This is a genomic window from Algoriphagus yeomjeoni (assembly GCF_003259505.1).
GTDB classification, from domain to species: domain Bacteria; phylum Bacteroidota; class Bacteroidia; order Cytophagales; family Cyclobacteriaceae; genus Algoriphagus; species Algoriphagus yeomjeoni.
The window spans coordinates 335,888-349,798 of record NZ_QLLK01000004.1 but is presented as its reverse complement, the minus strand read 5'-3'; the positions used below and the strand labels follow the sequence as shown (position 1 = coordinate 349,798).

Below are 13,911 nucleotides of genomic sequence, written 5' to 3'. Positions count from 1 at the left end.
ACCTAAAATGAATAATAAAATATTTCTGATTTGTTGTTGTCTGTATATCAAGGCAATAGCATCTATAGCACAGGATAGCCCAATTCCATTTGAAGTGCTACCATTACAAAGTCTAAGTGAATTTCAATCCACGAGTGCTAATTGGCAGATTGTCGAAGATGTATATTATGATCTCGATGGAGGCAAATCTAAAGCTACAAACGGAACAGGCATATTGCTGAACACCTTACAAAAAGGGGATAATCAAGCGATAAAGACTGTCTTTGAGCATGGAGATATTGAACTGGAGCTTGATTTTATGATGCCAAAGGGCAGTAATTCAGGCGTTTATCTTCAAGGAAGATATGAAGTTCAATTATTTGATTCTTGGACTGAGAAAGACCCTAAATACTCGGATGCTGGTGCAATCTACCAAAGGTGGGATGCTAGCAGAGGAGCAGGAAGAGAAGGTTATGAAGGGCATCCTCCGCTTGTGAATGTAAGTAGAGCGCCTGGACTTTGGCAATCACTAAGAATTGTCTTCCAAGCTCCTCGCTTTGATTCTAATGGGAAAAAGGTGACTAACGCCAAATTTATTTCTGTTTATCAAAACGATGTGCTAGTTCAAAAGAATATAGAAGTTACTGGGCCTACTCAGGCCGCATTTTTTGAAGATGAGCAGGCATTAGGCCCGTTAGTGATTCAAGGAGATCATGGTGGTGTAGCTATTCGAAACATCAAGTACAAAACCTATGGATCAGAAAATGTGACTTTGGAGCAAATGAAGCTCACTTATTATGACAGCATCAAATCCATCAGTGATTTTGCGACAGCTAATCCAAAGGGAGAAATGGATATCGATGTGTTAGCTCATTTAGCTCCGGCAACTCGAAATGAGTTTTCAGGAACGGTCGAAGGGACGCTAGTTATACCAAGTGACGGGGAATATTTTTTCAACTTGAACCTAGCATGGGTTCCTGATGATACGCCCCCTGGGAATATTAATGGAGCTGGTAAGCTTTTCATAGATGATAAGGAAGTGGTCTATGTTGATGGTGTAACTGGGAAAGCGAGTGGATCTACACAATTAACTGCTGGAAACCACAAGGTCAAATTGAATTACTTTAAGAAATATGGTCACTGGTATGCCCCAAGTAATGATATCACATTGACTGTTGAAGGAAATGGAGTTGCTAAAACTGCTCTAAACTCTCCAATAAGAGCCTATGATCCAGTTGGACAGATTGCATTGAATGTGGATAGTAAGGCAGAAATGCAACGTGGGTTTATCATGCACGCTGGAGAAAAGCGTACCCATACTGTAGCAGTAGGTGAACCTGGTGGAGCAAATTATGCCATTGATTTAAGCCGAGGAGAGCTGTTGAGTGTCTGGAGAGGGGATTTTGTGGAGACAACACCAATGTGGTATGGCCGTGGCGAAACTCAATTGATGCTGCCTTTGGGGAATGTCATTGAATTCGCAGGAAAGCCAAGTTTATCTGTGCTTGCATCAAAGGAGGAAGCTTGGCCTACAGAAATTGATGGCTTTACCTATGAAGGGTTTGAATTGAAACAAGATGGATCGCCAGTTATTAGCTATAAGATGCCGGGCGTGAGCTTTAAAGAAACTTTAGACACCAAAGAATCAGGAAAGAAGTTAGTGCATACTTTAAATCTTGTTTCAGAAACCGATGCAACTCAAATCTATTGTTTGGTGGCTCAGGGGTCTACGATTGAAAAATTGCCAAATGGACTTTATGCGATAGATGACAAATCTTACTACATCGAATTCGAAGGGAAGGAATCACCGATGGTGAGAAACTCAGTTGATGGTTCAAAAGAATTGGTTTTACCAGTGAATTTGAAAAATAACGTTGGGGTGATTACTTATTCAATTGTTTGGTAATAAATAGGAAGCAGCATGAAAAATCTAATGAAACTCAATATTATAAAAGGATTTGCTTTTGCCTTGGCTTGCCTACTTTTCGGACAAGCTGAATTAAGAGCTCAGGCTAAAGAACCCAATTTGTTGCCTGATACAGAAGATGATTTTTATAAACTAATCTCTCTGCCAGTACCAGAAGACGTGATTTTGGAAGTAGGAGGTATGGCAACCTTACCAGACGGTAGTTTGGCTATTTGTACCCGAAGAGGGGAAGTTTGGATCGTATCAAGTCCGAATATTTCAGGAAATGAAAAACCAGTTTATAAAAAGTTCGCTTCAGGATTGCACGAACCATTGGGTTTGGCCTATCATGATGGGGATATTTATGTCACACAACGAAGTGAATTGACCCGCCTCAGTGATACCGATGGAGATGGTCAGGCAGATGTTTATAAGAAAATTGTTTCTTGGCCACTTTCGGGGAATTACCATGAGTACTCTTATGGTCCTACATTTCTCCCTAACGGAAATATGCTCGTGACCCTTAATGTTGGCTGGAGTAATAGCCTTGGGCATGGTGTAAGTTTGGTACCATGGAGAGGTTGGGCGTTGGAGATTACTCCAGAAGGTGAGATGATTCCTTTTGCAGCAGGAATGCGATCGCCTGCAGGATATGGAATGAACGCTGAAGGAGATTTCTTTTACACTGAAAATCAAGGTGACTGGGTCGGTTCAGGAAGAATTTCACATGTAGAAAAGGGAGATTTCCTAGGGAATGCAGAGAGTTTGGAATGGTCAAACCTGCCAGGATCTCCAGTGACATTGACTACAGAAGATATTCCAAATACCGGTGAACCCATGTATGACGTAGCGCAACGGGTGCCTGGACTGAAAGCTCCAGCCATTTGGTTGCCTCATGGAATCCTGGGTATCTCTACTTCCGGATTTTTGAGTGATAATACGGATGGTGGATTTGGCCCATTTGCCAATCAGGTCTTTGTAGGGGATCAGGGGCAAAGTATTATTTCCCGAGTTGATTTTGAGAAAATTGATGGAGTATATCAAGGTGTGGTATTTCCATTTAGAGAAGGCTTTTCTTCTGGAATCTTGAGAATGGTTTGGGGGAATGATGCTTCCATGTTTGTTGGAATGACTAGCCGTGGTTGGTCTTCAACTGGTAAAGAGCTGTTCAGTTTGCAGCGATTGGTGTGGACTGGTAGAATGCCTTTTGAAATGAAGACCATCAAATCGAAACCTGATGGTTTTGAGATTGAGTTTACCGAGCCTGTAAATAAGGAGTTGGCAAAAGACCCGGCAAACTACCAAGTAACTGGCTTCACATACAAGTACCAAGCTCAATACGGTAGCCCTGTGATTAATAATGAGAATTGTGATATCATAGGAGTGGTAGTTTCTGAAGATGGAATGAAAGCTCGTCTGGTAGTGGATAATCTTCGTTTGGGATACATCCATGAGATCAAAGCAGAAGGAGTGAAGTCTACTGAAGGAAAGCCGCTTTTGCATAATGTAGGATATTATACCCTGAACAATTTTGGTGCAGGAGAAAAAATAGATCAAACACCTTTTTTGGCAGCGCGTCACGAGCATGAAATGATGATGAAAGCCGCAGCTGATAGTGCCGCAAAGGCACAAGCTGATGCTGAAGCAAAAGCTAAAGCTGCCGAAGCCAAAAAGCAGGCAGCTGCCACTAAACCGGTCGCTCCAAAATTGGCAAAAAACACGACCACTATGCCAGCATCATGGGATGGAAAAGCTGATATTACCATCAACATGGGAACTAAGCCAGGATTGAAATTTGACCCAGCCCAACTTCAGGTGAAAGCAGGAAGTAAAGTGAAGCTAGTGTTCCAAAATGTGGATGACATGCTTCATAATTTTGTAATCGTGATGCCAGGAACTGCGATAGAAGTAGGAGAGGCTGCGATGAAACTTGGACTGGAAGGGCAGCAAAAGGACTACATTCCGAATACAAGCAAAGTCTTATTCAACACGAAATTGCTTCAACCAAGTGAGTCAGCTACGATCTATTTCATCGCTCCAACCGAGCCTGGTGAATATACTTACGTGTGTACTGTTCCTGGGCATTTTTATACCATGCAGGGAATTTTGAAAGTGGTGAAGTAATTTGGCTGGCAAACGGGAGGCGGAAGGCTTCTAAAGTCTGAATTGTAGCGTTAGAATAATCCTAGGTTGCTTTAGCCTTTGAATAAAAAAAGCGCAGATCGTGAGGTCTGCGCTTTTTTAATTTCAAATTTTCAACCTCAAATCTCAAATTTCCCTCACTTCTGAATTTGATAATGCCTAATCGGCTCTTCTCCGAGCAAGTGCTCTATAAAATAATCCCAACGCTTTTTGGTGAAATAATCCCCGTCAGTTCTGCCAAAACTATGATTTCTGCTTGGCCAGATAAATAGATCGAAGTCTTTTCCTGCTTTGATCAGAGCTTCCGCAAACTTGAAAGTAGCAGAGGGATTCACATTTTCATCAATTCCTCCATGTGCTAAAAGCAAGTGTCCTTTCAGATTTGCTGCATTGGTGATATTGGATTGCTCGTGGTAGAAATCTCCAACTGGATATCCCATGTACATCTCTGGCCACCAGGCTTTTTCCATTCGATGATCATGATCACCAGCGGAAGCCACTCCAACTTTATAGAAATCAGGATGTAAAAGCATCGCTCTTCCAGCGTCATATCCTCCTGCGGAGTGACCAAATATGCCTACTTTTTCCACATCCATGAACTTGTTTTTAGACCCTAATTCTTTGATAGCAAACACGTGATCAGTCGTGCCATCACCCAAGTTATTGTAAGAGATATCATTGAAAGCTTTACCACGGCCGCTTGTGCCCAAACCATCCACTGTCACTACCACAAAACCCAATTCTGCCATAGGCTGCTGTAATCCTATTAATCCTGCTCTAAATGTCTTTGGAGTAATATCTGTATGAGGTCCTGAGTAGGTGTAGTCAATGATGGGATAACTTTTTTTGGCATTGAAATCCGTTGGAACGTAATAAATGCCATAGATCGTGGTTTTACCATCCTTAGCTGTTGCAGTGAACTGCTTCGGGCTTTGATAGCCTTTTTTAAGCAAATTCGAAATATCAGCTTTGGAAACCTCATGGACGATTTTACCGGTCTTCAATTCTCGGACGACGGATACTGTAGGTTGATTTACAGTAGAATAATTGTCTATAAAGTAATCTTCACCTCGTCCATAACTGATGTCGTGAAAGGCATTCTCAGGAGTTAGTAATTCCAACCCCGTTCCATCAAAATTCACTTTATAAACAAAGGAGTAATATGGGTTTATATCTTTTTCCTTGCCGGCAGCTTCAAAATAGATGATGCTGTTTTCCTCATCGACTTTAAGCAGATTCTTGACTACATAATCTCCGTTAGTAATTCTATTTACTAGTTTTCCAGTTTGCCAATCCATCAAATACAACTGATTCCAGCCTGATTTCTCTGTTCCTAGGATAAATTGACCATTATCCAGTCTTCTGAAAATATTGTTATTGTTGACATGAGTAGGAGAAGATTCTGAATAGACTTTCCGAATTTCTTTGGAGTCGGTATTGATCTCAAGTAAGTCAAAGCTTTTAAAACCTCTTTCCAGGTAAGTTCCGAACATGTGCTTACTATCGGCATCCCAATTGAAATACATCCCCATGAAATGAGGAAGTGAAAGCCCAGGAAATTTGGTATTCTCTTTAGTTTCTATCTCAAATACAACCGGCGTATACATCACTACAGTAGTATCGCCTGGTGACGCTCGATAGTATCCCATGAGTTGTGGACGGAATTTATCGTCCTGGCTGTTATCCAGCAGAAGCATTTTTTCTGCCAATCGTAAATCAACAATCTGAGTTTGGATCTTTTTCGAATCAGGAGACCAATTGATAGTTAAATGCTCTGGTCGCAGGCCATTTTCTCCCAAAACCATATCAGACCAGCCCCAATATGACGCATATTCATAGTCTTTTCTTCCGTCATAGCTCAATTGGATTTCCTCTCCAGTTTCTTGATTTTCTACGAACAGATTGAAGTTTTTTACATAAGCTTTCCAATTCTCATCTGGAGAAATTGATACGGATCCGTCTCTGGAGCCTGCTGTAATCCTTTTCGACTCCAAACTGCCATCGGCATAGGTCCAATTTTTATTCAACCACTCGAAAGAAAGAGCCCCATCTCCATTGAGCTGAATTCGGTTGAAAGGTAGGTTGTTTGAATTAATAGAACCACCACTTTGCTCGGATAGAAGTTTAGCCAACACTTCATGGTCAAAGGCTACTTTTGTTTCCCCTTTTTCTATGTCCGTTATAAAAAAACGCTTTCCGTCCTTCGTATAAGTTTGATGCCAAAAACTCTTTTTGTCATCCAGCCAATTGGGAATTACATCTAAGTGATAAACTTCTTTTTGAATATTTCCACTCAGAAAATATTCCGCCTTGTGGTAGGTTTCTTCTGTGATTTGTGCAAAGGAGTTTTGACCAGCAAAAGTCAGCAAGACTACCAGTAAATACCTGAATTGTAAATAGTTGAAAATATGAAGATTAGACATAAAAGAAGGGGATAGCTTTAATAATCAAGATATCCCCAAAAACTGGAAGAAACACTTCAATAATTGACCAATAGTGGTCCTATTTTGTAAGTGGCATTATTTATCCAGCAGCTTCATAAGCTTTTTTGAGCCAGTCTACTAGTTCTTTGGAATATTGCTCCTCATGATTTATGACGACTCGGTGACTGATCATGCCGCTGGACTTGGTATCTAACTCAAGTATTCCTGATGGTTCTTGTCCCTTCAAATTGATTCCAACTTCATAGCGGCTTTTAGTTGCAGGGACGAGCATAGCAAATTGTTTTTTTCTTTTTACGCTGACATAAGCATTTTTTGGAACGAACTCTACGTCTTTTCCAAAAGCAGCAATCTCAGATTTCAGTTTCTGGAAAATAGGCAGAAAATGCTCCTTGCCCTTGTACTGTTTTGCTATCAACTCATCCGTGTCTGAAGCTGATCCGGCATCTGATTTCAGCGATTTATGAGCGACTAGATTTGCAAAACCATGGGTGAAACCATGATCTGCCTTTAGAAATTTGACGATTTCTCCATGCTTTTTAAAATCTTCTTGTTGAACGATCGTAACCCATTGATCCAGGCTTTTACCTGTATTTTTTTCTAGGTTGTCGATCATTGTTTGTACGGCTGGATCCATATTTTTTAGGGGTTTGGTGTTTCGATTTCGCAAAGTATGGGAAAATGGTCGGAAGCTTTTTTTAATGAATTACTTACCGATTGGATTGTAGGATTTGCTTTCTCCAAATAGGGATTCCAGACAGTTCCTGATATTACACTTAGCTTCTGACTAGTCAATATATGGTCAATAAGGACATTAATTTGGTCACCGGTAATTCTATCCTTGTATCTGCTTGAATTTGGAGTGAAGCCATAACTGTTCAACTTCGGCTTGGGCAATACAGATTTAAGCACAAACTCGGGCTTCCATAGGTCTCCAAGTAAGATTTCTACAGCACTCTTAGAGAACTTATTCTCATAGAAATCCAGTTCAAAACCGTCGTTAATATCACCCATCACCATGACTTGTTGATTTTTTTCCAAATACTCATCACAGCGCTCGCGGATAGACATACATTCTGCAAAGAGCTTGAGTCGATCACGTGCGGAAATCTGCTCAAAACGCGCATAATCTACCATATCGAAGATTCCTTTGGACTTGGTATGGGCGATTATCACTCGGGTTATTAGAGAATTGTCGATACCTAAAATACTTAACTCAAGTGGCGGACGGTAATGTTTGTATTGCTCTTTGATGAGTCGATTGGTTGTGTCTTGCAGAAATGGTTCGTCAAAACGCTTTCCAGCTTTCGTCTCCGGGGTAAATAACACATTCACTTTGTCAGGATTATAAATAGCACAAAGCTCCTGCTGACCTGCTGAAGGGAACCCATGAATTCCTTTGTAATTAGAGCCAGGGATAAAGGTTTGAGTCCAAATTTCCATCTGGGCGGAAGCAGTTTTTGATCCATCTACCAAGGTGTTTGGACCTTCCACTATTCCCAGAAAATCCGGACTCATTGCAGTTATTATTTCTGCGAGCTGTTGACTACGGATAAGCTCCTTTCCAGTCATTTTTGGATTCCCTTCGGTATCAAAAAGATCCCGCATCCACTCAACATTGTATACTCCAATTTTCAGTATCATAAAAATGTAACTTAGGTTAAAAATCACCCTTAAGTTACATTTTTATAGATATTTATCTGATTGTGAAGTTATTGTATTTATACTTTTATGTAGATTTTTCTTTTGTCCATCCATAGTCCAATCAGCCAAATGATCAGCATATAGCTGAATGCAAAGAGGAAGGAGGCCATTTTTGGCGAAAGCCAATTGGTATAGAAATTCTGATAAATAAAGCCTTTTAGCGTAGTGTCGCCAACAGGTATCAGCGATAAAATAGTTACTACCAAGCCTGATAGTACATAAAGAATCAGTGGATTTCTACCAAATACTTCGAAGAAATAAGTCCATCCTTTCCAGTTTTTGATTTCGATTACTGCGACCAAAAGTGCTAGAAAAATCAGGTCTATGCCTACTGTGAGCAAGACATAAGAGCTCGTCCAGATTTTTTTATTGATCGGGAAAAGGATGTCCCAAGCATAACTTACCACAACAAGGACCAATCCAATGGCAAGCATTTTCTTCACAGCATCCATTGTGTTTCCTAGCTTCTGGATCATTTTTCCAGCCAAATAACCAGCTAAAACATTCACGATAGCAGGTAGAGTACTTAAGATACCTTCTGGGTCAAATGGAATTCCTTCACCGCCATACATTCTTTCTGGGCCCATCAGAGCTAAATCCAACTTGATAGCAGCATTGCCAGTTAGGGAATAAGGGTCTACTGAATCTCCAAAGAAATACATGATCGCCCAATAGCCAAGTAGCGAAATGGCACTGAATATCCATGCGCCTTTGATTCCTCCATAATACAAGACAACTGCCCCAAAGAAATAGCAAAGAGCTATTCTCTGCAAAACTCCAAATAGTCTGACTTCAAGAATATTTGTCACATCATAGAATGGAAAAGCGCTTAATAACCATCCAATCATAAAAATCAACACCGTCCTTTTTCCTACTTTTTTGAAGAAATCTGAACTCGATGTTTGCTGAAGCTTTTTCATGGAAAAGCTCATCGCATTGCCCACAACAAAGAGAAATGTCGGGAAAACAAGGTCAGTAGGAGTGAAGCCGTGCCATTTTGCGTGAGCAAGCGGAGCAAACAAATTACTCCAGTCGCCCGCTGTATTGACGACAATCATGAACGCAATAGTCAATCCACGTAAGACGTCCAAGGCCAGGTATCTATTGCTGAGGCCAGGTAAGATAGGATTTTGGGTCATTTTAAGGTTGGGGATAAGGGATAAAAGATGGGGTTTTTCTGTAGGGTTAAGATAAAATATTATCTTGTTCAATACTTGAAAACAGACTTTTTATCCACCTAGAATTTAAAACAGATGAAAGATATTTCCATTGACGATTTCAAAGTGACCAAAACTATTTCCCTCAAGGATATTCCTACTTCCATAGACCTGGAAGCTTCAGAGAAAAAGAAGGAGAAGGAACTCAACAAGGTAAGAGAGAAGCTAAGCGATCATCAGGATACCATGTATGCACATAACAAATACTCGGTTCTCATCTGCTTGCAAGGAATGGATACTGCGGGGAAAGACAGTCTGATTCGTGAGGTTTTCAAAGAATTCAATCCCAGAGGTGTGGTAGTTTATAGTTTCAAAACCCCTTCTAAATTAGAGTTACAGCATGACTACTTATGGAGACATGTGATTGCTTTGCCTCAGCGGGGAAAATATGGGGTTTTCAACCGAACTCATTACGAGAATGTCTTGGTGACCAGAGTACATCCCACATATATTCTTGGGGAAAATATCCCGGGGATCAATTCTGTGGATGATATCACAGAGGAGTTTTGGGAAAAGAGATTTGAGCAGATTAACAACTTTGAGAAGCAAATCAGTGATAATGGTACCATTGTTTTTAAGTTTTTCCTGCATTTGGGAAAAGAAGAGCAAAGGCAGCGATTACTTCGAAGATTGAACAAGTCAAAGCATAACTGGAAGTTTTCACCGGGTGATCTAAAAGAGCGAGAGCGCTGGGACGACTACCAGCGATACTACGAAGAGGCAATCAATAAGACTTCTAAACCTCATGCTCCCTGGTTTATTATTCCCTCAGACAATAAAGAGGCGGCACGTGTGATTGTGGCTCAAATCATCCATGATGAAATGAAGAAAATCAAGGATATAGAAGAGCCAGAACTGGATGCGAAGATTCAGGAAAACATTGAAATGTATAAGGAGATTTTGAGTACTGAGAAAAGTTGATTCCCTTTTCTACTCGTTAAATATCACTTCATCTACAAACACCCAGCCTTTATCTCCAGCAAAAGGGTGCCATTTTGGGAGCCTAGAAAGTGGGGTTAAGGTGATTTTGAGCTTTTCGTAGTTCGTGTTCGCTAGTTCCATATTCATGAGTTCCGATCTTGCAGGAGCTCCCTTGGAGGGTACTTCTGGAGAAGTACTTGCTAAGAGTTGCCATTTCCCATTTTCCAAGCCTTGAATTGTCACTTTGGAAGGTGGGAAAATATGGGCGCCCTCGTTATATAAGAGGCTAAGTGAAACTTCTTTCGGATTATTTTCCTTTGCAAAGCTTACTTCTAAGACCATTGGATGATCCTGAAATCCTAGCCATTTTTGACCATGGTTTGGAGCTTCAGCTTTTACTAAGTCAAAAAGAGTAGCAACTCCAGTGGCTTTGTATTTTGGATTTGGATCATTTACCAAAACTGATTCGGTAGGCTGAATTCCAGAATGTATATAGATTGATTCCGACGATTTTGATCCTTTCCACTCTGCTGCGTACGCTTTTGCAATGATTTTGCCAGTGCTTTTTGTAAAGATTGGTTCGGTATATACTTTTCCTGAGATACTGTCAGGTTCAGTTCCATCAAGCGTGTAGCGAATTTCAGCTGTTGGGATTGGATGTGAAAGTTTCAGCTCCAAACTGTCTTGGTAGATCATTTCAGACTGAGTGATGATAGGGCTATTCAGTTCATATATGACCCCTTTTCCATCAAAGCCAAAATCAATAATAGTTTCAGGCAGTGCTTTCTTTAGCATTTCTTGATCTTTGTCGCTCAAGCCAGTTTGCCATACAAAAAGCTTCTTCAATGAAGTCATTTTAGCAAGATTGCTCAGGGATTGTTTGTCGATTGTATTCCCAGAAATTGCTAAAACTTCTAGCGTATTTAGACTGAAAATGAGGTTAAGCTGATCTGTATTTAGGTCAGTAAAATTTAATTGAAGTTCTTCCAAATGTGTGAAATCCTTCAGGAATGTGAGATCCACCCCAGCCAGAGGCATTTTATTTAGGCTAAATCGTACTACTTGATTCTTTACCTTTTTGAGGTCGGTTAAGGATTCAGGCTGAAATGCTGAAATACCAAAATAGGAGACATCTAGTGCAGGTGATTCAGGAAACAATGGTTGAACTGAACGAAAGGAGGTGTTTAATTCTTGGATATCATCTAAATCAGCAGCATCAAAGGAATAGATTTTATTTCCTTCAAACTTCACAGACGCCAATTGGTACAGCTCATTTTTTGCAGGCAATGTCACTAGCTTTTGTTCAAAACTGGCTCCTGATGCAACCCATTCACTTAAGATCAATAGTTCTTCATCTGTTAGCTGAGCCTTGTTTTTAGGCGGCATGTGCTTTTTATCATCTTCAGGAAGATTGATTCTTTGGATAAGCATTGAATTTTCAAAATCGCCAGCCAAAACGAACGGCCCCGACTTACCACCTTTTTGCAAGCCTTCGATATGATCCATTCTTAGCTCTCCTTTGATTTTTCCCTCTTTGTGACAGCTTACGCACTTTGCCTGCAAAATCGGCTGAACTACATCTCCAAAAATTTCAGCTTCAGCCAAAGGGATAACTTCAATTTCATTAGACTGAATAGGAGCTAGCAGAAAATCCTCACCATGAGTCAATCCTGCTCCCCAATGTCCTGTAGCTATTATCGCTAAAGCAAGAGCAATGCTCGATAAGCGTATAAGATTGGCTTTGATAGATCTGTAAAAATAGAGTAAAACACACCCGGCAAAAACGATTAGGCCTCCCCATTTATGCCAAGTCAAGATCTCTCCAGTATATTCTTCCTGTGCTAAAATCAAACCTGCTAGCACTGTGATGCCAGCGAAATTGCAACCAGCCAAAAAGCTGAGTTCACCCATTTCTCTGATTTCAGGTTTTTTGTCTATTCCTGGAATCCAAAAGAAAAGCAACCCAATCAACAGCAAGACAATTGGGAAGTGTAGGATAATAGGATGACTCCTGCCAACAACCTGCAACCAATCGGGCAAAGCAAGAGCATTGCCTGCAATTGTAATGATTAGCGTGAGACCTATCCAGATAAAAAGGGTGCTTTCCAGAATAGATCTGATCGAAGAAATCTTGAGCATATAGATTTTAAGCAATTAAGTCTTTCACAACTTGACCAGAGACATCAGTAAGGCGATATCTTCTCCCTAGGTGTTTATAGGTCATCCGCTCATGGTCTATTCCCATTAAATGAAGCACTGTAGCTTGAAAATCATGCACGTGAACCGGGTTTTCTGTGATATTGTACCCGAACTCATCAGTTTCTCCATACACCATTCCAGACTTCACACCACCTCCGGCCATCCAGATTGAGAAAGCTCTAGGGTGGTGATCGCGACCGTAATTATCAACCTGGATTTTTCCTTGGCAGTAATTTGTCCTTCCAAATTCACCTCCCCAAATAACCAAAGTCTCATCGAGTAATCCTCTTTGCTTTAGATCTGTAATTAGAGCTGCCGAAGCTTGATCTACATCTTCAGCCTGTAGTCTCATTTCATTTGGTAAATTACCATGCTGATCCCAACCTTGATGATACAGTTGGACGAATCGAACCCCACTTTCTGAAAGCTTCCTTGCCAAGAGACAATTTGCTGCATAAGTACCAGGCACGAGGCAATCTGGACCATAAAGTTTGATAATGCTTTCTGGCTCTTTGGAAATATCTGTCATTTCTGGAACAGCCGTTTGCATACGGTACGCCATTTCATATTGCTTTACTTTAGCAGCTATTTCTGGATCATTGAATTGATTCATGCTCAAGTCGTTCATCGCTGCAATCTGATCTATCATTTTTCTGCGCTCAGAGCGACTCATTGATTCTGGATCTTTGAGATAAAGCACTGGATCTTCTGAATTTGAAAACTGAACACCTTGGTGAGTGGCATCTAAGAAGCCATTGCTCCAAAGTTTAGAATATACGCCCTGCCCATTTCCACGTCCTCGACTCAATAAAACAGAAAATGCAGGTAGATTACTGTTTTCAGATCCTAGACCATAGCTTAACCAAGATCCCATACTTGGGCGATTGCCTACTTGAGCTCCGGTTTGGAAGAAAGTAAGTGCTGGATCGTGGTTGATTGCATCGGTATGCATTGACTTCACGATACAAATGTCATCGACGATTCCTGCGGTGTGGGGAAATACTTCTGAAATCCAAGCCCTAGACTCTCCGTATTGGTCAAATTTATAATTGGAACCTACTAAAGGAAAGGAGGATTGACCAGCAGTCATTCCCGTAAGTCGCTGTGTTCCACGAATGGATTCAGGAAGTTCTTCTCCCATTCTTTTTATTAACTCAGGCTTGTAATCAAACGACTCCAGTTGACTTGGAGCCCCATTTTGGAACAGATAAATCACTCGTTTTGCCTTAGGTGCAAAATGAGGCAAAGCATTCATCATTGCTTCTTCTGCTTCAGATTTTCCTGAGAAAAGATCTGGTACTAATAGGGAACCTAATGCCAGACTTCCAACTCCAAGACTGAGCCTGGAGAGAAATTTTCTGCGGTTGTGATTCAGTCCCTCTTCTAATATTTCCTTTTCCAT

General features: G+C 40.8%; 9 protein-coding genes. 3 read left to right on the top strand and 6 right to left on the bottom strand.

All coding sequences use genetic code 11. The features are described from left to right. Positions 1 to 7: 7 nt before the first annotated feature. Both LV83_RS08900 and LV83_RS08895 read left to right on the top strand, forming a co-directional pair. On the top strand, positions 8 to 1,885 hold the full coding sequence (locus LV83_RS08900) for a family 16 glycoside hydrolase (RefSeq protein ID WP_111611198.1): 1,878 nt from the start codon (positions 8 to 10) through the stop codon (positions 1,883 to 1,885). 15 nt (positions 1,886 to 1,900) lie between these two features. After that, positions 1,901 to 4,009 (top strand): plastocyanin/azurin family copper-binding protein, encoded by a 2,109-nt coding sequence (locus LV83_RS08895; protein WP_111611197.1) that lies wholly within the window; start codon positions 1,901 to 1,903, stop codon positions 4,007 to 4,009. A 155-nt stretch (positions 4,010 to 4,164) separates the two neighbouring features. On the opposite strand, the gene LV83_RS08890 is transcribed toward LV83_RS08895, so the two are convergent. The 4 genes from LV83_RS08890 to LV83_RS08875 all read right to left on the bottom strand — a co-directional run bounded on the left by LV83_RS08890 (position 4,165) and on the right by LV83_RS08875 (position 9,311). Continuing rightward, a complete protein-coding gene (locus tag LV83_RS08890) occupies positions 4,165 to 6,450 on the bottom strand; it encodes a S9 family peptidase (protein WP_111611196.1) in 2,286 nt (761 codons plus the stop codon). A 100-nt stretch (positions 6,451 to 6,550) separates the two neighbouring features. Then, on the bottom strand, positions 6,551 to 7,105 hold the full coding sequence (locus tag LV83_RS08885) for a DUF4287 domain-containing protein (protein WP_111611195.1): 555 nt from the start codon (positions 7,103 to 7,105) through the stop codon (positions 6,551 to 6,553). A 5-nt stretch (positions 7,106 to 7,110) separates the two neighbouring features. Then, positions 7,111 to 8,112: an endonuclease/exonuclease/phosphatase family protein gene (locus LV83_RS08880; protein WP_111611194.1), complete on the bottom strand. Its 1,002-nt coding sequence runs from the start codon at positions 8,110 to 8,112 to the stop codon at positions 7,111 to 7,113. 77 nt (positions 8,113 to 8,189) lie between these two features. Next, on the bottom strand, positions 8,190 to 9,311 hold the full coding sequence (locus tag LV83_RS08875) for an acyltransferase family protein (RefSeq protein ID WP_111611193.1): 1,122 nt from the start codon (positions 9,309 to 9,311) through the stop codon (positions 8,190 to 8,192). Between the two features lie 114 nt (positions 9,312 to 9,425). Between LV83_RS08875 and LV83_RS08870 the strand changes: the two genes are divergently transcribed. Continuing rightward, positions 9,426 to 10,310 carry a PPK2 family polyphosphate kinase gene (locus LV83_RS08870; protein ID WP_111611192.1) on the top strand — a complete coding sequence of 295 codons (885 nt, stop codon included), beginning with the start codon at positions 9,426 to 9,428 and terminating at the stop codon, positions 10,308 to 10,310. Between the two features lie 9 nt (positions 10,311 to 10,319). On the opposite strand, the gene LV83_RS08865 is transcribed toward LV83_RS08870, so the two are convergent. Together LV83_RS08865 and LV83_RS08860 are read right to left on the bottom strand one after the other, a co-directional pair. Continuing rightward, positions 10,320 to 12,449: a c-type cytochrome domain-containing protein gene (locus LV83_RS08865; RefSeq protein ID WP_111611191.1), complete on the bottom strand. Its 2,130-nt coding sequence runs from the start codon at positions 12,447 to 12,449 to the stop codon at positions 10,320 to 10,322. Positions 12,450 to 12,456: 7 nt separating this feature from the next. Next, positions 12,457 to 13,911, bottom strand: coding sequence for a DUF1501 domain-containing protein (locus tag LV83_RS08860; protein ID WP_111611190.1), 1,455 nt, complete (start codon positions 13,909 to 13,911; stop codon positions 12,457 to 12,459).

Excerpts from the sequence above, each read along its gene's own strand:
- LV83_RS08900 (WP_111611198.1), top strand. The coding sequence starts at position 8 with ATGAATAATAAAATATTTCTGATTTGTTGTTGTCTGTATATCAAGGCA.
- LV83_RS08895 (WP_111611197.1), top strand. The coding sequence starts at position 1,901 with ATGAAAAATCTAATGAAACTCAATATTATAAAAGGATTTGCTTTTGCC.
- LV83_RS08890 (WP_111611196.1), bottom strand. The coding sequence starts at position 6,450 with ATGTCTAATCTTCATATTTTCAACTATTTACAATTCAGGTATTTACTG.
- LV83_RS08885 (WP_111611195.1), bottom strand. The coding sequence starts at position 7,105 with ATGGATCCAGCCGTACAAACAATGATCGACAACCTAGAAAAAAATACA.
- LV83_RS08880 (WP_111611194.1), bottom strand. The coding sequence starts at position 8,112 with ATGATACTGAAAATTGGAGTATACAATGTTGAGTGGATGCGGGATCTT.
- LV83_RS08875 (WP_111611193.1), bottom strand. The coding sequence starts at position 9,311 with ATGACCCAAAATCCTATCTTACCTGGCCTCAGCAATAGATACCTGGCC.
- LV83_RS08870 (WP_111611192.1), top strand. The coding sequence starts at position 9,426 with ATGAAAGATATTTCCATTGACGATTTCAAAGTGACCAAAACTATTTCC.
- LV83_RS08865 (WP_111611191.1), bottom strand. The coding sequence starts at position 12,449 with ATGCTCAAGATTTCTTCGATCAGATCTATTCTGGAAAGCACCCTTTTT.
- LV83_RS08860 (WP_111611190.1), bottom strand. The coding sequence starts at position 13,911 with ATGGAAAAGGAAATATTAGAAGAGGGACTGAATCACAACCGCAGAAAA.